Origin of the sequence: Porphyrobacter sp. TH134 (genome assembly GCF_002855495.1) — a bacterium.
Taxonomy (GTDB): Bacteria; Pseudomonadota; Alphaproteobacteria; order Sphingomonadales; family Sphingomonadaceae; genus Erythrobacter.
On the sequence record NZ_PKRO01000008.1, the window covers coordinates 77,416 to 97,507 of the forward strand.

The following is a 20,092-nucleotide window of genomic DNA, read 5'->3' on the forward strand; positions in this document are numbered from 1 at the left end:
GCAACACTGGCACCTGCAATCCGGCGGCCGCACCGTCACCATCGGAAACGCCGCGTCACGCGGCTCCGGTTCATGTCCGGGGCCTGACTCGGCTTTCCGGAGCCAAGCAAGGGAGCATTACCGATGACCTTCTCGATCACCACCATGACCGCTGCCGATATCGATCTGGTCGCAGGCGGCGTCACTCAAAGCCCCGATGGCACGACCTGCACCGACCACGGGATGCCGCGCTTGCTTGGCCGCCCTGAATTGTGGGGCGGTCCGATCAAGGTCGATCTGTTCCCGTAACAGCGTTTCTTGAACAACCATCGAAGCAAGGCGGATGCCGGTCCGTCCTCAAGCCAATCAATGACATAAAGGAGAACCAACATGACCAATCTGAACGAAATCGAACTGGAAGCTGTCGCTGGCGGCATCCCTGTCGGCGCCCTGCCGCTCGGCGCTGTTGTGGTCGCCACGACGGCGGCCAGCGAAGTCCTTCAGGCCGAGGTTTCCGCAGGCTGACATCGCACATGAAGCTGCCGCCATACCGGTCCGTCGCTGAAAAGACGGCCGGTGGCGGCCAATGACGAATTCGCGAGCGCTAGGCTGCGCTTGCGAACGCGGGCAGGAATCTGCCGGTTGCCCGCACCGGCGATTTTGAGGGAGAAATTGGAATGACATCACATACTGATCGTGGCGTTACACAGCTCTCGGCGGCCGAGATCGAATATGTTGGCGGTGCAGGCGGCATCGAAACCGCAGCTGCCATTGGCCGCTTTGTAGGGTCTGTTGCGGTTCGCGGTGCCGCTGCTGGCGGCGCAGGCATCGCTGCAGCTGCAGGCGTCGCTGCCGTCGCACTGGCTGTCGACTATGCCCTTGATGGCAAACTTGACCTGATTGATTAAGGAGCTGTGGCAATGAACATTATCGAACTCGACAGCAGGCAGATTGATGAAATCGCAGGCGGCCCTCTGCCGCTGGTGGTTGTGGCGTTCTGGGCCGGCGTGAAGGCTGGTGCAGCAGCAGCTACGGTTTCTGGTGCGGTGCAAGCCGGTGTAGCGGTCGGCGTTGCCGGTGCGACCGCAGCGCTCGCGGCGGAGATCATCGATTGATCAGGCACTTTTTCAAAGGTTTCCGGCAGGGTTGGCGCGAGACTGAGATCAGCCCCAAGCTGCTTTACTACGCAGTGGTGGTCAGTGCAGTCTTAACCGCAATCGCACTTGTTGCCTGGAAGCCTCTGACCTGATCGCACGCCGCAATATCTGGGCCGCCCCTTTTGTCCAAAGGGGGCGGCCATTTAGCGCAAATGCACTATTCGCTCACTCTTGCATTAGGCATAGGGTGCGACCGCGCGGTCGAACAAGGCTTGATGACGCGCGCAACCAGGAGGTCGCACCAGCGCATGACGCAATTGTTCCGGGCCGAGGTTTTCCAGCAGAAGAAAGATCGTCTTTCCGGCAGCGTTTCGATTGCGGTGCCACTGGCATGGCAAGTGATCGGGCTGCTGATTTTCGGCAGTCTGGCCGTTGCCATCACCTTCCTGTCGCTCGCCACCTATTCGCGCGTGGAGACCGTCACGGGCGCGATTGTGCCCGACAAGGGCATTGCCGCCATCATTCCAACCCGTCCCGGCACGATTGACGAGATTATGGTCAATGATGGCGAACAGGTGGCCAAAGGGACAACGCTGGTTGCGATCCGCGCCGAAGAAGACAGCGCCTCGGGCCTGTCAGCGGCTGCCCTCACGGAACAGGCCATCGCGCAGCAGGACGCGAGCCTTCTGGCGCAGCAAGCAGCCGCCGCCCGCGTGGCGGCCGCCCAGCAAGGCCAGCTGCTGACCCAAGCCAGCGGCCTGCGCGCCGAAATCGAGCAACTGCAATCCCAGATTGTCCTGCAACAAAGCCTTGTCGCCTCGGCCCGGTCCGATCTTGAAAAGGCACAAGGCGTCGCCGAGCGCGGGTTCATCAGCCGTGCCGATCTTCAGGCGCGCGAGGATACCTTGCTGTCTCGCCAGCAGCAATTGTCGCAATTGCAGCAGTCGCTCACCGCGCGCCGCGCGACCTTGTCGCAATTGTCGAGCAATGCGGCGAGCATCAGTGCGCAGGCCCAAAGCGAAACCGCCAACATCGCCGCCGCCCGCGCGCAAGTCGCCCAGCAGGCTGCCGGTAACGCCGGTGCGCGATCCTACGCGCTGACAGCGCCGCTGGCTGGCACCGTCACCGCGCTAACGATGCGCAGCGGCCAGCGGGTCGGCGCGCAAACCCAGATCATGGCGATCATTCCCAGCAACGCCAGGCTGCGCGCCGAATTGCTGGTGCCCACCCAGGCGATCGGCTTCGTCAAACGCGGGCAAGAGGTGCGCCTCGCGATCGATGCCTTCCCCTATCAGCGGTTCGGCACGATCAAGGGCACCATCATCACGGTCGCCAGCAGCCCGGTCAGCCAGACCTTGCCCAATGGCTCGGTGGTATCGGCCTATCCGGTGGTCGTCGATATTGCCGATCCGCGGATCATCGCGTTCGGGCGCACGGAACGACTGGTGCCGGGCATGACCCTGACCGCCCGCATCATCACCGAAAAGCAGTCCCTGATCGAATGGCTGTTCGAACCCCTCTTTGCTGTACGGAAGCGCTGACATGGAGCTTGATCTCGGCTTTCTGACCCGCAGCCGCGTCCGTTTGATCCGCCAGACCGAAATGGCCGAATGTGGCCTCGCAAGCCTGACGATGGTCGCCAATTACCACGGGCTCGACATCGATCTGGCCACGATGCGCCGCCGCTATTCGCCATCGATGCGGGGGGCGCCGCTTCGGGCGTTGATCAATCTGGCCGATCAGATCGGGCTGACCCCGCGCGCGGTCAAGCTGCCGCTGGAGGAGCTGGGCAATCTGCACATGCCCGCCGTGCTGCACTGGGATCTCAATCACTATGTCGTGATCGAGGCAGTGAAGAACGGTAAGGCGCTGATCCATAATCCGGACGGGCGGTCAACCTGGATGCCGCTGGCCGAGGTCTCCGACCATTTCACCGGTGTCGCGCTGGAACTGCGGCGGAGCAATGACTTCACCGCGCAATCGCTGCGCGAACGGCTGCGCATCTCGCAATTGTGGCAGAGCATGACCGGCCTCAAGCGCGCACTGGCGCAGGTGCTGCTTTTGAGCCTGGTGTTGCAGGCCTTCGTGCTCGCCAGCCCTTATTACATGCAAGTCGCCATCGATAATGCGCTGCCCGCGCTCGACAATGATTTGCTGACAGTGCTGGCCTTGGGCTTTGGCCTGTTCACGCTCATCAATGTGGTGGCCAGCCTGCTGCGCTCTTTCGTGCTGATGAATGCCGGGGCCAGTGTGGGCTTTGCCCTGGCCACCAATGTCGCCCGGCGCATGTTCCGGCTGCCGATCGAATGGTTCGAAAAGCGCCACACGGGCGATATTCTGTCGCGATTTCAGTCGATCGCGCCGATCCAGAACCTGCTGACCCAGGGCGCCGTTGCGGCACTGGTGGACGGCGTGATGGCGATCTTCACGCTGGCGGTGATGTTCTATTACAGCGCCTTGCTGGCCATGGTCGCGCTGATCGCCTTTGCCCTTTACGCCGCAGCCCGGTTCATCAGCTTCTCGTTCCAGCGCGAGGCCGAGGAAGCGACCATCATCACCGGGGGCAAGGAACAATCGACCCTGATCGAGACCCTGCGCGGCATGGTGACCTTGCGGCTGTTCGGGCGCGAGACGCTGCGCCATGCCTTCTGGCAGACCCGCCTGACGGATTCGGTCAACGCCGATGTCCGCCTGTCGCGGATCGGTATCTGGCAATCGAGCGCCAACATGCTGATCTTCGGGCTCGAAAACATCATCACCATCTGGCTGGCCATCGGTTTCGTGATCGATGGAGCCGGCTTCAGCATCGGCATGGTGTTTGCCTACATGGCCTACAAGAACCAGTTCATCACGAAATCGGCGGCGCTGATCGATCAGACGATCGGGTTCAAGATGCTCGGGCTGCATCTGGATCGCTTGTCCGACATTGCCTTGTCCGAAGAGGATCGCAGCTTCACCACCGCTCCTGATGCGGCGACCGATCTGGTCGGCAAGATCGAACTGCGCGACATTCACTATCGCTATTCCTCCAGCGATCCGTTTGTCCTGCAAGGGGTCAATCTGGTGATCGAGGCGGGCGAGCATGTCGCGATCACCGGGCCATCGGGCGGCGGGAAGTCGACCTTGCTGAAGATCATGCTGGGCCTGGCTGAACCCCACAGCGGCGACGTGCTGATCGACGGTATCCCGCTGCACCGGTTCGGCTACAAAAGCTTCCACCGCCAGATTGCGGCGGTGTTGCAGGAAGATAGCCTGTTTGCCGGGTCGCTGACCGACAACATCGCCCTGTTCGACGAAAGCGTCGACATGCAGCTGGTGGTTGCAGCCGCCGCTGCCGCTTCGATCCATGAAGACATCATGCGCATGCCGATGCAGTACGAATCCCTGATCGGCGACATGGGATCGACCCTTTCCGGCGGGCAGAAGCAGCGCGTGCTGCTGGCCCGCGCGCTGTATCGCAGGCCCAAAATCCTGCTGATGGACGAAGGCACCGCGCATCTTGATGCAGGCCATGAAGCAGCGGTCAACAGCGCGATCGCGCAGATGGGCATTACCCGGATCGTGATCGCCCACCGCAAGGAAACGATTGCCGCCGCCGACCGGGTTCTGATCATGCAGGACGGGCGGTTGGCCGATGCGTCTGCGGGCTTGGAGCCACCTCCGCAGGCAGGCTGATACCCGGCCCGCAGCCACAACCGGGCACACGCTTGCAGTGGCAAGATCCCCGTTCATCGGCTATCATCGCGCATGGGTGACGGGCGGGCTTCAGACAGACATATGGATGTATCAATCCGGATTGCGACCAGCGATGATGTGCCCGCGATGGCGCGGTTGATCGAGCGGTCGGTGGCTGATTTGCAGCGCGACTTTCTGTCACCGGCCGAAATCGCCGCCAGCCGCGTGTTCATGAGCATCGATAGCCAATTGCTGCGCGACCAGACCTATTTCTGCGCGGTGGCTGATGGCCAGATTGCCGGGTGCGGCGGGTGGAGCTGGCGCCGCACGTTGTTTGGCGGCGATGGCGCAGGCGAACTCATCAACCCTGAACCGCTTGATCCGCTGACCGAACCGGCCCGGATCAGAGCGATGTACACAGACCCCGCCTTCGTCCGGCGCGGCGTAGGCCTGGCGATCATCACCGCCGCCGAAGCAGCAGCCCGCGCCGCCGGGTTTCGCGAAACCGAGTTGATGAGCACTCTGGCCGGAGAGCCGCTTTATCGCCGCTGCGGCTATCACGCTGCCGGCCCGCGGGTGTATCACGCCGATGTACCGCTGATCCCGATGCGCAAGCGGCTGTAGCGCGCCCGGGAATCAAAAGCGCGGGGCCAGCCAGATGCCGACCCCGCGCGTTGAAAGATTGCGGATCAGAAGCTTGCGGTAACCCGCGCGTACCAGAACCCGCCCATCCAGCCGATCGGGGAACCATCGTTGTAGATCGACCCGTTGGCCGCCCCGCCCGTTCCGGCGAAAATGTTGCGGGTCTCACGCTCGGGGAAGGTGTCGAACAGGTTCTGTGCCCCCACCGCAACGCGGTACTTTTCCGCGAAGGTCAGGCCCACCTCGATGTCGAAGCTCGCCTGCGCATCGAACTTCTTGGCAAACGGCACCGGATACAGTGCCTGCGCCTCGGCCAGCGTATCGATGCCGCCAGCATTCGGCGTTGCGCCGATGCCCGTGGTGATCGGATCGAAGAAGCTGGTGAAGCTGCCGTAGTAATTCACCCGTGCGACGGCACCGACCATCCCTTGCGTGTAGGTGGTCGAAAGCACCGCGCGCCAGGCCGGGTTCGATTCCTCGATATTTCCGACGCGCACATCGTCCACCGGCTGGAAGTTCGACAGGACGCGCCCGCTCGCCAGCGTGCCGTTGATAACCTTGCGGTCGGTGACCTTGGTTGCGTTGTAATTGACCGCAAGACTCGAATTGAACCGCCCGAGCCCAGTGTCGGCCTCATGCGAGACAACCACGTCGAAGCCCTGCGTGCGGGTATCGAAGGCATTGGTGAAGTACCGCACCGAGCCCAATTCGGCCGCTTCGGCCACCCCCTGCGAAAGCAGGAATTGCGCATCCGTCGACCCGTTGGGGTTGATGGCGTTGGGGTTGATCGCGCCCGAGATGCCGATCCGGTCGGTGACCTTGATGTTGTAATAATCGATTGTGACATTGAACCCGCCGCCCGGCTGGATCACCACCCCGCCCGAGAAGCTGAGCGATTTTTCCGGTGTCAGCGATTCGGCAAGATAGAACTGGCCGATTTCGCTATCAGGACGCGCCACCAGCGTGCCGAGCGGCGTGGTCGAACCGAAGGGGAAACCGGTGGTCAGGTTCTGCGTGAACTGCTGGCCCGGCGTCGGCGCGCGGAAGCCGGTCGAGGCTGTGCCGCGCACCGCGATCGCTTCGGCAATCTCCCAGCGGGCCGAGATCTTGCCATTGAAGGTGTCGCCAAAGTCGTCGAAATAATCATACCGCGCCGCAATCCCCACATCGAGCCCGGCGACCGGCGTCGCTTCGAAATCGATGTAGCCCGAATAGTTGTTGCGACCGCCTTCGATGACCGACGCAGGTCCGAAGCCTTGGAAGCCGTTGGAACCCGGCAGGGCAACCTGCGTGCGCACGAAGGTCGGGGCTGAAGCACCGGGGGTTGAACACGCCACAGGAGCGCCCGCCAGCGTGCACTGGAACAGGCGCTGCGAGGCGTAGGGACCAATCTGCCACGAAGGCGTATCGCCCAGACCGACCTCGAACGCCTCACGCCGCACTTCAACGCCCCAGGCGATGAACAAGGGTTCGGCAAAGCCGATCTCGGCCTCGGTATTGAAGTCGCCGTTGAAGTTGAATTCGCGCTGGACGAACTTGCCCATGTAGAAATCGGTCGGCGTGTTGGGGCCTAGCGAGGCATTGATCGTGTCGCTCATGAAATAGCGGACCTGATTGACGCCGTACATCAAGGAAAAGTCGTAATTGATGCCTGAAACATCGCCCTTCAGACCGCCGACGATGCCGATGTCTTCGTTGGTCTGTTCAAAGAAGGGGATGAAGCCGTTGGCCAGTTCGGGAAAGCGGCTGTCGTTGAAAATGTCGAAGGTCGCCCCGTTGAGATCCCATTGCGGGCGTCCCTGCGCGTCGAAACCGATTTGGGTGAGGTAATTGATGGGCACGGCGCGGCCGGTGGAGTTCGTGCCGGGGCGGCCGGGGATCGGCAGGTGCGTCACCGAACGGGGCGAGCGGTAATTGAAGTCGTTGCCCTGCCGCTGATAACCGTAATTGGCAAAGGCATAGAAGATCGTGTCGCCGGCCGGAATTTCGGTGTTGATGGTGGCGCGGTAGGCGCGGTTTTCGGGCCCGCCGAGGCGGTTGCCGGTCGGCCGGTCCGGCGTGATCCCCAGCGCCAGAAGCGGCGCGATCGCCGGGCGCTCGACCGAACGGTCGAAGACATTCTGATCAATGAACTCGAAGGTCGTGTTGAAGAAGCCGCCATCGTCACCAAGCTCGGTGCCGTAAAATGCGGTCAGCTGCGTGTCCTCACCGTCACCGGCATAGGACTGGCCATAGCGCGCGGTGACTTCGTAGCCGGTGTCGCGGCGCAGGCCGATATTGATCACGCCGGCAATTGCGTCCGACCCGTATTGCGCGGCCGCCCCATCGCGCAGCACTTCGACCCGGCCAACAGCGGCGCTGGAGATCTGCGAAAGGTCTGCGCCCTGTGCACCGGCATTCAGCGCGCCGCCCTGAAGCTGCACCAAGGCCGAGCGGTGCACGCGCTTCCCGTTGAGAAGCACGAGAATCTGGTCAGACGGCAGGCCGCGCAACGTCGGCGGGCGGATGAAGGCCGAGGCGTCACCGAGCAGGTTGCGCTGCTGGTTGAAGGAGGGGACAAGGGTTTGCAGGATGGTCTGCAATTGCGGGGCGGGCTGCGCGCGGAAATCGTCTGCCGAGAACACATCGACCGGCGCGGAGCTTTCCAGCACGGTGCGATCCGTCCGGCGGGTTCCGGTTACGACAATCGATTGGCCTGGTTCGGTCACTTCGGCATCAGGATCGGACATTTCATCCTGTGCGAGAACGGGCGACACAGGCAAAGCAAGTGATGCAAAAAGAAGGTGACGAAGTCGCATGGAGGGCCCCTTGTTGTTGTTATTGCACTGCAACATTAACATGGCCGCGACATCAATTCGCAATAAATATCTGATACTATGGTGGTTAAATGACGTAGTTTTTCCGAAAGTTGCGCGTAAACCACCAAGTAATTAACGTTTGTTAGAATTTTTCGAGCATTTATTGCTTATAAAACGAATATAGTTTCAAATTATAAAGCGTTTCTGTCTTTATGTAACATCACACGCTTGTGCAGCGCAACAAACCGCTTGGATAATCGAGCGGCAGGCCTATCACTTCGCTGCGTGAGCATGTTGTCCTCGTTATATATCGCGATCCCGGCCTTGTTGGCCGCTGGCGCCGCTGCTGGCTTCGCAGGCGGACTGTTTGGCATTGGCGGCGGCTTTGTCGTTGTGCCTGCGCTGATCTTTCTGTTGCCCCTGGTTGGAGTCGTGCCCGAAGAGATCGCCCACGTGGCAGTCGGCACTTCGCTTGCTTCGATTATCTTCACCTCGCTGCGATCCACCCAAAGCCATGCCAAACGCGGCGCAGTCGATTTCCAGTTGCTGCGCGATTGGGCGATCTGGGTGGTGCTGGGCACGGCTGTCGGCACGATGGTGGCGGGGATGATATCGAGCCGGCAGCTCTCCCTGATCTTCGGCGCCGGAGTGATGGGTTTTGCCGTCTATTTCCTGTTGCCCGCGCGCAAAGGCGCGCCGCTGTTTGCCGGACTGCCGACGGGCTTGCCGCGCGCCGGCATCGCCAGCGCGCTTGGCGTGTTTTCAACCTTGCTCGGCATTGGCGGCGGCACGGTGACGACCGTGACGATGACCGTCTGCGGCGCGCCGATCCACCGGGCGATCGGCACGGCGGCCGGGATGGGCGCAATTATCGCTTTGCCTTCGACCATCGGCTTCATGATTATCGGCTTTGGCGAGCCGGGTATCGGCTGGGGATCGCTGGGCTATGTCAACTTGCCCGCCGCGGCCGCCCTGATTGCCACATCGGTTCTGTTCGCGCCGTTCGGCGTCGCGGCCGCACACTATCTGCCCAGCAACATCCTGCGCGCCTGTTTCGGACTTTATCTCGCCGTGATCGGGGTCATCATGATCACCCGGTTCTGACGCCTTCCACACGTAACCAGAGGACGAGCCCTATGTTTACCAACCGCCGATCATTTCTAGCCGGAGCCGGTGTAGCCACCGGATTGAGCGCCCTTCCCCTTCACAGCCTGAGCGCTGCAACCACTGCGGCTGCGGTTGAGCCTGATTTCGGGCCGAAGATCGGCCAGGCCCTGCTGAGCCGTAACGAAAATCCCTATGGCCCGGCTCCCAGCGCGCTGCGCGCCATCAGCGAAACGGCCAAGATGGGCTGCTATTACAATGATCGCGGCCATGCCAAGCTGACGGCGATGATTGCCGAGCGCAATGGCGTGACCCCTGCGCAGGTGGTCATCGGTGAAGGTTCGACCGAAGTGCTGTGCGCCGCCGCGCTGGCATGGGGACGCAAGGGATCGATCCTTGCCCCTGCCCTGTTCTGGGATACCACAGTCCAATACGCCGAACGCCAGGGCATCAAGGCAGTGCGGGTGCCGCTGATGGATGATATGAGCGTCAACCTGCCCGGCATGGCCGCCGCGCTGGATGACAGCGTGGCGATGGTCCACATCTGCAATCCCAACAACCCCACCGGCATGCTGATCCCGCCGGCCGAACTCAAGGCCTTCATCGCTCAGGTCTCGCCCAAGGCGACGGTGCTGGTGGACGAGGCTTACAATGAACTTACCGACCGGCCCGACGACAACTCGACCATCGATCTGGTCAAGGCAGGCGCCGACGTGATCGTGTGCCGCACCTTCTCGAAGATCTATGGCATGGCTGGCTTGCGCGTCGGCTATGCCATCGCCAGCGAGGAGAATGCTGGGAAGATCCGGTCGCACCAGATGAGCTTTGGCGGCAATCTGGGCGGGCTGGCGGCAGCCATTGCCAGCTATAACGACACGCCCTTTCTCGACCAGTCGCGCGCTGCAGTGCTGGAAGCGCGTGAGATGATTACGGGCGCCGTGGCCAAGGCGGGGCTGACGGCGCTGCCTTCACAGACCAATTTCGTGTTCGTGAAGGTGCCCGATGCCAATGCCCTGCGTGATGCGATGGCCGCTTCGGGTATTTCGATCCGCGGGGCCTATGGCAGCCTCAACGGGTTTTCGCGGGTCAGCACCGGCAAGATGGAAGATGTCGCGCGCTACGCTGCTGCCCTGCCTGAACTGTCAGCCAAGCTGTGGGGATAGGCCGGCGCTGCTCTGGCGGGACGCAGCACCGCTGCGTGCCCGCCAGACGCGCATCCGCACCCCTGCCGCGCCCTTGATGGGGCTATGGCGGTGAAACATCGCCGCCCTCGTCCTTGACCTGCTCAGAGCGCACAAAAAAGACCAGCAGCACAGCCATCACCGTCAGCACCCCGATCAGCAGCCATGCATCATTGATCGCTTGGACCAGAGCCTGCCGTTCCACCAGCGGGCGTATCATCTCTTCGGTGAATTCATCGACCGGCATGCCAAGCTGTTCGATAAAGGCATCGCGCGGAATGCCGATCCGGACCGCCGTCTGGATGTTGCCCGCCTTAAGCTCGTCAACGATTGCGGCACCATAGGTTGCCGCGCGGCTGAAGATCGTGGTGTCGATGAGCGCAAGTCCGATGGCTCCGCCAAGGTTGCGCATCAGGTTGAACAACCCGCTGCCATCCGCCACCAGTTCAGGCGACAGGCGGCCCAGCGCCATGCGTGTCGGCGGCAGCAGGCAAAACATGGTGGCAACGCCCCGCAAGATCTGCGGCAAGACCATCTCGGCAAAGTCGGTATCGGCGGTCTGCTCTGTGCTCATGAACAGGCCGGCGGCAAACAGCACGAAGCCGAATACGGTCAGGCTGCGCGCGCCAACGCGCTGCTCAAGATAGACGGCGACGGGCGCGGCAATCAGCTGGGCGATCCCGGTGACCAGCATGATCTCGCCAATCCGAAGCGCATCATGTTCGCGCACCAGGCCCAGAAAAAACGGCATCAGATAGGTCGAACCGAACAGCCCCACGCCAAGGATGAAGCTCAGCGCGCAGCCGATGGCAAAGTTGCGATCCTTGAAGCACTGCAATTCCACCAGCGGAGCCGATGACCGGACCGTGCGCCAAACGAACCCCACAGCGCAAACCGCAAACCCCGCCAGCAGCGCGGCCACCCCGGGCGAGAGCCAGCCTTCGGTCGGCGCATCTTTCAGCCCGATCTGGAGCGCGGTCAGCCCCGCTGCCAGAAGGGCAAGCGCCGCAGCATCGACCGACCGGGCGACGCGCCTGTTGCTCAGCGCTGTGCGCAGCGTCACTGCCGCTCCGACCGCTGCCAGAATGCCCGGCACGATGTTGATCCGGAACAGCCAGTGCCACGAATAGGTTTCGGTAATCCAGCCGCCCACGATGGGGCCGACAGTCGGCGCGAACACCGCCGCGACCCCGGCAATGGTTGTGGCAATGCCTTGCGACCGCAGCGGAAACAGCAGGAACACGGCCGAAAACACCGCCGGTATCAAGGTGCCCCCCGCAAACCCCTGCACAATCCGCCAGGCAATCAGCGCAGCAAAGGTCTGGCTTTCCGAACAGCCGACCGACGCAATGGTGAACACGGTGACAGCCGACACGAACAGCCAGCGCATCCCCAATCGGGCCGTCAGGAACCCGGTCAGCGGGATCGCCACAATTTCGGCTGTGAGATAGGCGGTCTGGATCCAGATCATCTGGTCCGTGCCGATATTGAGCGCGCTCTGGATTGTCGGCAGGGATGTCGCGACGATCTGAATATCGAGGATCGCCATGAACATGCCGATGCACATGAAACTGAAACCGGCCCAGGTTCGCAGACTGGCTTCGGGTATTTCGTTGCCGTTCATCCGATGGCAGGTAGCCGAAGACCGGGCCATTGACTAAAAGAAACTGGAAACCGCGCGCGGACCGGTGCCGTAGCTTACCGGAACGATCCTTTGGCGGAGCCATCGCTTGAATAACCCAAACCAGATTGCCGGCCGGTTGGCCGATGTGAGGCTCCCTTCATGATACCGGTCAGCATCCACTCGCTCGCTACGGCGACACCGCCCCATATTCTCGATCAGACAACCGGGGCGCAGGTCGCCGAACAGCTGCTGGGCGGCGCTTTTGATGATTTCGGCAGGCTGCGGTCAATCTACGCCAATGCCGGGATCGATATGCGCCAACTGGCTCGCCCGGTTGCCTGGTACACGCAGCCGCGCGGCATCGCCGAACGCACCGAAGTCTACCTTGAAGTGGCGCTCGACCTGTTTGTCGAAGCGGCGCAGACGGCACTGGCCGAAGCCGGCATTGCTGCGAGTGACGTGGACGTCATCGTTACCGTTTCGTCCACCGGTATTGCCACGCCCAGCCTAGAAGCGCGCGCGATGGGCCGGATGGCATTCCGTAGCGATGTCTCGCGCGTCCCGGTGTTTGGCCTGGGCTGTGCGGGCGGCGTATCGGGACTGGGGCTGGCCGCGAAGCTTGCCCGGGCGGACAAGGGCGCCACGGTGCTGTTTGTAACGGTCGAATTGTGCAGCCTTGCGCTCCGAACCGAAAACGTCGGCAAGGCGGATATCGTCTCGACCGCGCTGTTCGGTGACGGCGCGGCAGCCTGCGTGATCCGGCCGGGCGCACAAGGGTTCGCGCAGATTGTCGGCAGCGCCGAGAAAACCTGGCCCGATACCCTCGACATCATGGGTTGGCAGATGGAGCCTGCCGGACTGGGCGTCATCCTCAACCGCGCCATTCCCGCCTTCGCGCGGCGGGAGTTTCGCGGCGCGGTGGAAGCGATGCTGACCCCGCAGGATGTGCAGATCGGCGAAGTGGATCGCTTCATCTGCCACCCCGGCGGCGCCAAGGTTGTGGACGCGATCGAAGCCGCGCTCGCCTTGCCGCAAGGCAGCCTCAATGACGAGCGCGAGGTTTTGCGCCAACACGGCAACATGTCCGCGCCCACTGCCCTGTTCGTGCTCGACCGGGTGCGCAAGCAGGGGATGCCGCCCTTGTCGGTCATGACCGCACTTGGGCCGGGCTTTACCGCCAGCACACTCACCTTGCGGAGCGCGGCATGACCCTGCCCTATGCCATCATGCTGTTCGTCACGCTTCAGCGCCTGTCCGAACTGGTTATCGCGCGCAGCAACACCAAAGCGCTGCTGGCGCGCGGCGCAATTGAATACGGGCGGTCGCATTATCCGGTCATGGTGCTGATGCACGCTTCGTGGCTGGCCGTCTTATGGGCCACGGTCGGCGGCGCGCCGGTCAATCTGCCCCTACTGGCCGTCTTTGCCGGTTTGCAGGCCATGCGCGTCTGGGTGCTGGTCACGCTGGGGCGGCGCTGGACGACCCGCATTATCGTTCCCAAGGGCGAACCGCTGATTACCGGCGGCCCGTTCCGCATCATGCGGCATCCCAACTATTTCGTTGTCATCGCTGAAATCGCGGTGCTGCCGCTGATCTTCGGGCTGGTCTGGGTAGCGGCGCTCTATTCCGTCCTGAATGCGGCGATGCTGTGGGTTCGCATCCGGGCAGAGAACGCCGCCTATTGCGAAGCGGCGGCCTGACCGGACGACTGTCGCCGCGCGGCGGCTTCCCGCTCGGCCTTGATCTTGAGCATCGCCGATTTGCAGGTGGGCGATGTCCTGTCGATATTTCTGATCATGCAGGCTTCAACCTTCTTGCGGCTGAGCGATTTCATCTCGGCCGGACACAGCTTGCGCGCTTCCTGCACGCAGGCTTTCTTGCCGGGATCGGGCGCGGCCATGGCAGGGCCGGTCAGGGCAATTCCCGTCACAAACGCTGCAAAACCGAGCGCAATCGTGTCAAATCCCTGCCGTTTCATGCTCGCATATTCCCTTTATCGTGCGCGCCGGTAGCCCCTTTCAGGGTGGAGACGGCGCGGGCCCGACAATCTTGTCGGGGCCGTCACCGCTTCGCGCAGAGCATGGCGCCCACCAGCTGAACCTTGCAAGAACTGGCGCGCCCGGCAGGACTCGAACCTGCTGCCTCAAGATTAGAAGTCTCGCGCTCTATCCAGATGAGCTACGGGCGCGCGCCGTCCTCGCCAATAGCGCGCTTTGCCGGACAGGCAAATCGCGCTAACCGGACGAGCGATGGAAAAAACCTCTCCCGCTGATCCAGCCGCCGCTTTCGACCGCGATCCGACCGACGGCATCGTCGCCACCAGCCGCCCGCCGGTGACGTTCCGCTATTATGATCTGGTCATGGCAGCGTTTGTGGCGATCCTGCTGCTGTCGAACATCATCGGTGCGGCCAAGCTGACCTATGTCGATGTGCCGTTCTGGCCCGAAGGCTGGTGGCCGGCGGCTGATGGCACCTTCATCTACGGCGCTGGCATCCTGTTCTTCCCGCTGGGCTATGTGATCGGCGACGTGCTGACCGAAATCTACGGCTTTGCCAAGGCGCGCCGGGTGATCTGGGTGGGGACGGCGGCGATGCTGTTTCTGGCCTTCATGTCCTTTGTCGTCACCGCCCTGCCCCCCTTTGCAGGATGGGAATGCGCAGCGAGCGGCTTTGGCGGCCCGCGCCCGGTTACCGCCACTGCCGATGCGGCAATCTCCGGCGGCGCGATCTGTCAGGGCACCTACGAAAGCGTGTTCGGCAGCACCTGGCGCATCGTCGTCGCCTCGATCACCGCCTTCTGGGCGGGCGAATTCGTCAATTCCTTCGTCATGGCCAAGATGAAGGTGTGGACCAAGGGCCGCGCCTTGTGGACCCGCACCATCGGCTCGACCTTTGTGGGGCAAGGCGTCGACAGCCTGATCTTCTACCCGGTGGCCTTTTACGGCATCTGGACGACCGACGCGGTGCTGACCGTGATGGTCACCAACTGGGCGCTGAAAGTGGTATGGGAAGCGGTGCTGACCCCGGTGACCTATGTGGTCGTGGGCAAGCTGAAGGCGGCCGAAGGGGTCGATCTGTTCGATATCGACACCAATTTCTCACCCTTTGCCAAAACCGGGCAGACGGCCAGCTAAAGCTCGCTTTCGGGCACGATTTCGACCCGCCAACCAAGGCCAAGCCTGCCGGCGAGCAGCTTCATGTCCTTTTCGGTCGGCTGGCCGAACAGGGCGGCGTGGCTTGTCGCAAGGCGTAGCACCAGCGCGCCATCGTCCACCACCAGCCGGCTGACTTCGAGCGACCGGCGCGACTGTGCGCCGAGCCTGCGCGCCAACCTGAGCGCAAGGCCCCAGCGCACCGCTTCCTCAATCGCCTCCTCGCTCGCCAGCGCGCGCACTTCGGCAGGCAGGCTCAGCTGGTTGCCATTGGCGGCAATCGCCGCCGCCAGCATCGCCCGGCCCATACCGTCGACCCCAATCCAGCGCTTGTGCAGCGCCCAGTTGATCGCCTGCGGCTGGCGGATGTTGGGCTCGATCTGCATTGCCGCGAGCGCCAGCATCGTCGCTGCCAACCGCAGCCGCTCGCTCCCGTGCTGACGCGCAGGCGCGGCATCGAGCGTCCAGGCCGCCATCCGCGTTGACAGCGTCGGTTCGGCCCCGCGCTGGCTGGCGAAGACCGCTACCCCTGCCAGCAGCGGGTCTTGCGCCCGGGTGTGATCGGGGAGCCGGTCATACAGCAGCCCTTCGCGCAGACCCCATGACGAAAACACCACCTTTTCGGGCGCCAACCGCGCCAGCAACGCCTGAAGCAGCACCGCGGCATCGGGCAGCTTTTCAGCGCGCATCGACGAAATCCGCTCGCGCCCCTTCAACGTATCGCTTTCGCTCGCCGACAGAGCGGCTGTGAGGGCCTGCGCGCTTTCCAGATCAATGGCAAAGCCATGCGGATCGCTGAGCGGCCAGCCGCGCGCGGCCATCGCGTACACCGCCATCGCCCGCCAGGTGCCGCCCACCAGATAGAGCGCGCCGTTTTCCGCCGGTAGATTGCCCGACAGATCCCATCCGTCCTTGCGGATCGCCTTGTCGAGGCTTTTGCGCATGTCCGCGCGGCCACCCTTGCGGTGGTCAGGCAGGCGCAGTGTGCCCAGTGGCAAGGAGCTGGCGCTGTCCGCCGTGCGATTGGCCACCCGCACCAATTCAAGACTGCCGCCGCCAAGGTCCGCCACAATCCCGCGCGCATCAGGGAAGGCGCCGATCACGCCGTGGGCGCTCAGCAGCGCTTCTTCCTCGCCCGAAATCACCCGCGGCGTCAGGCCGATCTCGGTCAGCTGCGCAAGAAACTCCGGCGCGTTGGCAGCGTCGCGCACCGCAGCGGTCGCCACGGTTTCGACATCCCTGACCCCCAGATCGGTCAGCAGCAGCGCAAACCGCTTCAGGCCCCGCAGCGCCAGCGCCACCGCTTCGTCTGCCAGCCTGCCGGTCGCGGCAATTTCTCGCCCGAGCTTGGCGGTCACTTTTTCGTTCAGCAGCACGGTTGGCGCGCGCATCGTACCGCCGTAGACGACCAGACGCACCGTGTTGGAACCGATATCGATGATCGCACGGTTGGGCGCGCCGCTGCCCAGTGCCGCCTCGCGGTTTTCCCGCCGCCAGCGCCAGATCATGCCGCCGCCCCCCGCCGCAACGACAGCTTGGGCACCGCCCCTGCCTCCAGCGCGCCGCCGCGCCCGGACAATGACGGGTTGGTCATGAAATAGCGGTGGCAGTTAAACGGCTTGCCCTGCGCCACCACGCGCGAATAGCTGCCGTCGGGATGCAGCCACCAGCTTTGTTCGGTATCCAGCATATTGGCGAGCAGCACCTGCTGAAGCACCTGATCGTGCACCGTGCGGTTGAGTATAGGGATCAAGGCTTCGACCCGGCGATCAAGATTGCGGCTCATCATGTCAGCCGACGCGATAAACACCGCGGCATGGGCGCTGGGCAGACTATGGCCATTGGCAAAAGCATAGATGCGGCTGTGTTCCAGAAAGCGGCCGATCACAGACTTGACCCGGATATTCTCCGACATGCCTTCGATCCCGGGACGCAGGCAGCAGATGCCGCGCACCACCAGTTCCACCTGCACGCCGGCATTGCTGGCAGCGTATAGCCGGTCGATCACGCCTTCATCGGTCAGCTGATTGCACTTCATCCAGATCGCCGCAGGCTTTCCGGCCTGTGCATGGGCGATTTCGGTATCGATGCGGGTGTAGATTTCCTCGCGCAGGTCGAACGGGGCGATGTGGATCCGTTCCAAGGCGTGGGGTTCGACATAGCCGGTGACAAAGTTGAACATCTTGGCGACATCGCGCCCCAGCTTGGGATCGGCGGTAAAGAAGCTGAGATCAGTGTAAACCTTGGCCGTGACCGGGTGATAATTGCCGGTGCCAAAGTGGCAATAGGTGCGAAAGCCATCACCTTCGCGCCGCACCACCATGGCAACCTTCGCATGGGTCTTCCAGTCGGTGAAGCCGTAGATCACCTGCACGCCCGCGCGTTCGAGCTTGCTCGCCCATTTGAGGTTTTGCTCCTCATCGAACCGGGCTTTCAGCTCGACCACCGCGGTCACCGATTTGCCCGCCTCGGCCGCTTCGATCAGGGCATTGATGACCGCGCTTTGTGACCCGGCCCGGTAGAGCATCTGCTTGATCGCCACCACGTCCGGGTCCGCCGCAGCCTGCCGCACGAAATCGACGACGACCTCGAAGCTTTCGTAAGGGTGGTGGATGATGATGTCCTTCTCGCGGATCGCGGAGAAAGCATCGCCATCATGCTCGCGCACGCGTTCGGGAAAGCGCGGCGAATAGGCATCGAACTTCAGATCGGGACGGTCCTCGCGCACGATTTCGGCAAGACCGTCGATCCCGATCATGCCGTCGGTCTTGATAACAGCCGCCTCGTTGATGCCAAGCTGTTCGAGCAGCAGGGCTTCGGCAGCGGGATCGAAATCCTCCTCGATTTCCAGCTGGATCACCTGCCCCCGGCGGCGGCGCTGGATCGCGCTGCGGAAGGTGCGCACCAGATCTTCGGCCTCTTCCTCGATTTCGATGTCGCTGTCGCGCAGCACCCGGAACAGGCCGTCGCCCTGAATGGTAAAACCGGGAAACAGCTCACCCGCATAGCGCTGGATCAGCCGCGCGATCGAAATATACAGCGCCCCGCTATCCAGCGTCACGGCGTCTGGCACCCGCACAAACCGGGGGAGCGCGCTGGGGATCAGCACCATTTCGATCAGCTGTTCGCGCGTGGCATTGCGGGTCAGCGTGAACAACAGGCCCATGCCTTCGTTCTGCACGAAGGGGAACGGGTGCGCCGGATCAAGCGCCTGCGGCGTGATGATCGGCAGGATTTCGTTGAGGAAATAGGCCTTCAGCCACTTGTGCGCGGCCGGGCTGACCCGCTGTTCGTCAGCGATGTGAATATCGGCGCCCGCCAGGCCTTCCTGCACCGAACGCCAGATGGTCTGCTGGATCGCGCTGAGTTCTACCAGCTTGGCGCGGATCGCGGCCAATTGCTGGGTGGGGCTGCGCCCGTCGATCGACGGGGTTTCCAGCCCGCGCTGCACCTGACCCACCAGCCCGGCAACACGGATCATCATGAATTCATCAAGATTGCTGCCCGAAATCGACAGAAACCGCAGCCGTTCCAGCAGCGGGTAGGCCGAATTGCACGCCTCGGCCAGCACGCGCTGGTTGAATTGCAGCCACGAGAGTTCGCGGTTGAAATAGGGGGATTCGTCGTGGGCAAGCTCGGCCATTTGCACCGCGCCCGCAGGTGATGCGGGAGCCTCCTCGCTGCCAATCGGTGACGTACTCATTGCTGTCCTGTCCCGCTTCGCGCCTGCACTTGGGCGCGTTGCCCGTGCGCGCCATGTTCGGTTGAGCGAGCGGTGTAAATCAGGAAGGTGGGCTTGTCACATCAATGTCAGGCTGGACAGTTCACACCAGATCACGGCTTTCGGCGATGCTGGTGATGCCGCGCTTGCCATTGGCATCGCGGCCCAGCTGCACGATCACATCGATCACGGATGCCGCATAGGCAATCGTGTCACTGCGGGTGAGGCCGATGCCGGTCTGCATCACCATCAGCGATAGCTGTTCGAGCGCGCCGCGCAGGGAATTGGCGTGGATGGTCGAAAAGCTGCCGGGATGGCCGGTGTTGATCGCCCGCAGGAAGCTGACGCTTTCAGCGCCGCGCAATTCGCCCAGCACGATCCGGTCAGGCCGCAGGCGCAGGGCGGCTTGCAGCAGTTCGTTGGCGGTGACCTTGGCCTCGCCCAGCTCGCCCTTGACCGCGACCAAGCCGACCGCGTTGTCGCCGGGAAATTTCAGCTCAGGCGTATCCTCAACCAGCACCACGCGTTCTTGCGGCGGGATTTCGCCGAGCATGGCGTTGAGAAAGGTGGTCTTGCCGGTGCTGGTGCCGCCCGAAATCAGGATCGTGCGCCGCGCGCGGATCGCCGCGCGCAGAAAGGCGATGGGCTGCGCCTGCGGATCGGGCAGATCAAACTGCATCTCGCCGGCAAGCGGCCCTGTGTCATAGGCGTCCAAGGGCAGATCAAGCCGGCGGTGGCGGCGGATCGCCATCACCCAATGGCGGCGCGAGGCGGGCGGCCCGCAAAACTGCACGCGCGCCCCGTCGGGCAGGGTGGCGCCCAGCAAGGGGTGTTCGCGGTTGATCCCCTGATGGCTGACGCGCGCGACCTGTTCGGCCAGGCGCTGCACCAGCCGGTCGTCAATCTCGGGCGTTTCAATGCGCTGCATCCCCGGATGGGCGGCATCTTCAATCCAGACCTCGCCCGGCGCGTTGACCATGATTTCGGTCACCGTATCGCGCTCCAGCCAGCGGCGGAACGGGGCGAGATAGGCGTCGAGATACACGCTGCGCTCAGCAGACAGCGGCGCGCTGCCTTCGGTCTCAGCAGCGCCCAGCCGGTGAACGTCCGCGCTCATCG

The 20,092-nt window shown here is 63.0% G+C and carries 18 protein-coding genes and 1 tRNA gene; 12 read left to right on the top strand and 7 right to left on the bottom strand.

The features are described 5' to 3' along the window. The first annotated feature begins 123 nt into the window (after nucleotides 1–123). The 7 genes from C0V72_RS16365 to C0V72_RS05745 all read left to right on the top strand — a co-directional run bounded on the left by C0V72_RS16365 (nucleotide 124) and on the right by C0V72_RS05745 (nucleotide 5,375). Nucleotides 124–288 carry a hypothetical protein gene (locus C0V72_RS16365; RefSeq protein ID WP_172438924.1) on the top strand — a complete coding sequence of 55 codons (165 nt, stop codon included), beginning with the start codon at nucleotides 124–126 and terminating at the stop codon, nucleotides 286–288. An 81-nt stretch (nucleotides 289–369) separates the two neighbouring features. Continuing rightward, entirely contained in the window at nucleotides 370–504 is a 135-nt protein-coding gene (locus C0V72_RS16720; RefSeq protein WP_267893427.1) for a hypothetical protein, read from the top strand. A 152-nt stretch (nucleotides 505–656) separates the two neighbouring features. Further along, complete coding sequence (locus C0V72_RS05725; RefSeq protein WP_101792258.1) at nucleotides 657–887, top strand: hypothetical protein; 231 nt, start codon at nucleotides 657–659, stop codon at nucleotides 885–887. 12 nt (nucleotides 888–899) lie between these two features. Then, the gene (locus tag C0V72_RS05730) at nucleotides 900–1,094 is read left to right on the top strand and encodes a hypothetical protein (protein WP_101792259.1); all 195 of its coding nucleotides are present in this window, start codon (nucleotides 900–902) and stop codon (nucleotides 1,092–1,094) included. A gap of 290 nt (nucleotides 1,095–1,384) precedes the next feature. Continuing rightward, complete coding sequence (locus C0V72_RS05735) at nucleotides 1,385–2,617, top strand: HlyD family secretion protein (RefSeq protein WP_172438925.1); 1,233 nt, start codon at nucleotides 1,385–1,387, stop codon at nucleotides 2,615–2,617. A gap of 1 nt (nucleotide 2,618) precedes the next feature. Further along, entirely contained in the window at nucleotides 2,619–4,751 is a 2,133-nt protein-coding gene (locus C0V72_RS05740) for a peptidase domain-containing ABC transporter (RefSeq protein ID WP_101792260.1), read from the top strand. A gap of 102 nt (nucleotides 4,752–4,853) precedes the next feature. Continuing rightward, a complete protein-coding gene (locus C0V72_RS05745) occupies nucleotides 4,854–5,375 on the top strand; it encodes a GNAT family N-acetyltransferase (protein ID WP_101792261.1) in 522 nt (173 codons plus the stop codon). A 65-nt stretch (nucleotides 5,376–5,440) separates the two neighbouring features. On the opposite strand, the gene C0V72_RS05750 is transcribed toward C0V72_RS05745, so the two are convergent. Beyond that, nucleotides 5,441–8,122, bottom strand: a complete 2,682-nt coding sequence (locus C0V72_RS05750) for a TonB-dependent receptor plug domain-containing protein (protein ID WP_233999797.1) — start codon at nucleotides 8,120–8,122, stop codon at nucleotides 5,441–5,443. Nucleotides 8,123–8,482: 360 nt separating this feature from the next. Between C0V72_RS05750 and C0V72_RS05755 the strand changes: the two genes are divergently transcribed. Beyond that, nucleotides 8,483–9,295 carry a sulfite exporter TauE/SafE family protein gene (locus C0V72_RS05755; protein WP_101792293.1) on the top strand — a complete coding sequence of 271 codons (813 nt, stop codon included), beginning with the start codon at nucleotides 8,483–8,485 and terminating at the stop codon, nucleotides 9,293–9,295. An 83-nt stretch (nucleotides 9,296–9,378) separates the two neighbouring features. Continuing rightward, a complete protein-coding gene (locus tag C0V72_RS05760; RefSeq protein ID WP_233999798.1) occupies nucleotides 9,379–10,458 on the top strand; it encodes a pyridoxal phosphate-dependent aminotransferase in 1,080 nt (359 codons plus the stop codon). 82 nt (nucleotides 10,459–10,540) lie between these two features. Here the strand turns inward: C0V72_RS05760 and C0V72_RS05765 are convergent, their stop codons facing one another. Then, the gene (locus tag C0V72_RS05765; RefSeq protein WP_101792263.1) at nucleotides 10,541–12,100 is read right to left on the bottom strand and encodes a DHA2 family efflux MFS transporter permease subunit; all 1,560 of its coding nucleotides are present in this window, start codon (nucleotides 12,098–12,100) and stop codon (nucleotides 10,541–10,543) included. 159 nt (nucleotides 12,101–12,259) lie between these two features. Here C0V72_RS05765 and C0V72_RS05770 point away from each other — a divergent pair, with 159 nt between their 5' ends. Both C0V72_RS05770 and C0V72_RS05775 read left to right on the top strand, forming a co-directional pair. After that, the gene (locus C0V72_RS05770; RefSeq protein WP_101792264.1) at nucleotides 12,260–13,309 is read left to right on the top strand and encodes a type III polyketide synthase; all 1,050 of its coding nucleotides are present in this window, start codon (nucleotides 12,260–12,262) and stop codon (nucleotides 13,307–13,309) included. Next, on the top strand, nucleotides 13,306–13,800 hold the full coding sequence (locus tag C0V72_RS05775) for an isoprenylcysteine carboxyl methyltransferase family protein (protein WP_101792265.1): 495 nt from the start codon (nucleotides 13,306–13,308) through the stop codon (nucleotides 13,798–13,800). Before C0V72_RS05770 ends, C0V72_RS05775 begins: the two co-directional genes overlap by 4 nt. Here C0V72_RS05775 and C0V72_RS05780 read toward each other — a convergent pair. Beyond that, nucleotides 13,779–14,000, bottom strand: coding sequence for a hypothetical protein (locus C0V72_RS05780; RefSeq protein WP_233999799.1), 222 nt, complete (start codon nucleotides 13,998–14,000; stop codon nucleotides 13,779–13,781). The genes C0V72_RS05775 and C0V72_RS05780 overlap by 22 nt on opposite strands. Before the next feature lie 211 nt (nucleotides 14,001–14,211). Next, nucleotides 14,212–14,288: transfer RNA gene (locus C0V72_RS05785), tRNA-Arg, on the bottom strand. Nucleotides 14,289–14,349: 61 nt separating this feature from the next. Here C0V72_RS05785 and C0V72_RS05790 point away from each other — a divergent pair. Continuing rightward, nucleotides 14,350–15,234 (top strand): queuosine precursor transporter, encoded by an 885-nt coding sequence (locus C0V72_RS05790; RefSeq protein ID WP_101792266.1) that lies wholly within the window; start codon nucleotides 14,350–14,352, stop codon nucleotides 15,232–15,234. Here the strand turns inward: C0V72_RS05790 and C0V72_RS05795 are convergent. The 3 genes from C0V72_RS05795 to virB11 all read right to left on the bottom strand — a co-directional run bounded on the left by C0V72_RS05795 (nucleotide 15,231) and on the right by virB11 (nucleotide 20,090). Beyond that, on the bottom strand, nucleotides 15,231–16,760 hold the full coding sequence (locus C0V72_RS05795; protein WP_101792267.1) for a Ppx/GppA family phosphatase: 1,530 nt from the start codon (nucleotides 16,758–16,760) through the stop codon (nucleotides 15,231–15,233). The genes C0V72_RS05790 and C0V72_RS05795 overlap by 4 nt on opposite strands. Continuing rightward, on the bottom strand, nucleotides 16,757–18,955 hold the full coding sequence (locus tag C0V72_RS05800; RefSeq protein ID WP_101792268.1) for an RNA degradosome polyphosphate kinase: 2,199 nt from the start codon (nucleotides 18,953–18,955) through the stop codon (nucleotides 16,757–16,759). The genes C0V72_RS05795 and C0V72_RS05800 overlap by 4 nt, the downstream gene beginning before the upstream one ends. A 121-nt stretch (nucleotides 18,956–19,076) precedes the next feature. Continuing rightward, nucleotides 19,077–20,090, bottom strand: coding sequence for a P-type DNA transfer ATPase VirB11 (gene virB11, locus C0V72_RS05805; RefSeq protein WP_101792269.1), 1,014 nt, complete (start codon nucleotides 20,088–20,090; stop codon nucleotides 19,077–19,079). Between the last annotated feature and the right edge of the window lie 2 nt (nucleotides 20,091–20,092).

Excerpts from the sequence above, each read along its gene's own strand:
- C0V72_RS05725 (WP_101792258.1), top strand. The coding sequence starts at position 657 with ATGACATCACATACTGATCGTGGCGTTACACAGCTCTCGGCGGCCGAG.
- C0V72_RS05795 (WP_101792267.1), bottom strand. The coding sequence starts at position 16,760 with ATGATCTGGCGCTGGCGGCGGGAAAACCGCGAGGCGGCACTGGGCAGC.
- C0V72_RS05730 (WP_101792259.1), top strand. The coding sequence starts at position 900 with ATGAACATTATCGAACTCGACAGCAGGCAGATTGATGAAATCGCAGGC.
- C0V72_RS05735 (WP_172438925.1), top strand. The coding sequence starts at position 1,385 with ATGACGCAATTGTTCCGGGCCGAGGTTTTCCAGCAGAAGAAAGATCGT.
- C0V72_RS05740 (WP_101792260.1), top strand. The coding sequence starts at position 2,619 with ATGGAGCTTGATCTCGGCTTTCTGACCCGCAGCCGCGTCCGTTTGATC.
- C0V72_RS05780 (WP_233999799.1), bottom strand. The coding sequence starts at position 14,000 with ATGGCCGCGCCCGATCCCGGCAAGAAAGCCTGCGTGCAGGAAGCGCGC.
- C0V72_RS05790 (WP_101792266.1), top strand. The coding sequence starts at position 14,350 with ATGGAAAAAACCTCTCCCGCTGATCCAGCCGCCGCTTTCGACCGCGAT.
- C0V72_RS05750 (WP_233999797.1), bottom strand. The coding sequence starts at position 8,122 with ATGTCCGATCCTGATGCCGAAGTGACCGAACCAGGCCAATCGATTGTC.
- C0V72_RS05745 (WP_101792261.1), top strand. The coding sequence starts at position 4,854 with ATGGATGTATCAATCCGGATTGCGACCAGCGATGATGTGCCCGCGATG.
- virB11 (WP_101792269.1), bottom strand. The coding sequence starts at position 20,090 with ATGAGCGCGGACGTTCACCGGCTGGGCGCTGCTGAGACCGAAGGCAGC.
- C0V72_RS05755 (WP_101792293.1), top strand. The coding sequence starts at position 8,483 with ATGTTGTCCTCGTTATATATCGCGATCCCGGCCTTGTTGGCCGCTGGC.
- C0V72_RS05800 (WP_101792268.1), bottom strand. The coding sequence starts at position 18,955 with ATGAGTACGTCACCGATTGGCAGCGAGGAGGCTCCCGCATCACCTGCG.
- C0V72_RS16720 (WP_267893427.1), top strand. The coding sequence starts at position 370 with ATGACCAATCTGAACGAAATCGAACTGGAAGCTGTCGCTGGCGGCATC.
- C0V72_RS16365 (WP_172438924.1), top strand. The coding sequence starts at position 124 with ATGACCTTCTCGATCACCACCATGACCGCTGCCGATATCGATCTGGTC.
- C0V72_RS05775 (WP_101792265.1), top strand. The coding sequence starts at position 13,306 with ATGACCCTGCCCTATGCCATCATGCTGTTCGTCACGCTTCAGCGCCTG.
- C0V72_RS05765 (WP_101792263.1), bottom strand. The coding sequence starts at position 12,100 with ATGAACGGCAACGAAATACCCGAAGCCAGTCTGCGAACCTGGGCCGGT.
- C0V72_RS05770 (WP_101792264.1), top strand. The coding sequence starts at position 12,260 with ATGATACCGGTCAGCATCCACTCGCTCGCTACGGCGACACCGCCCCAT.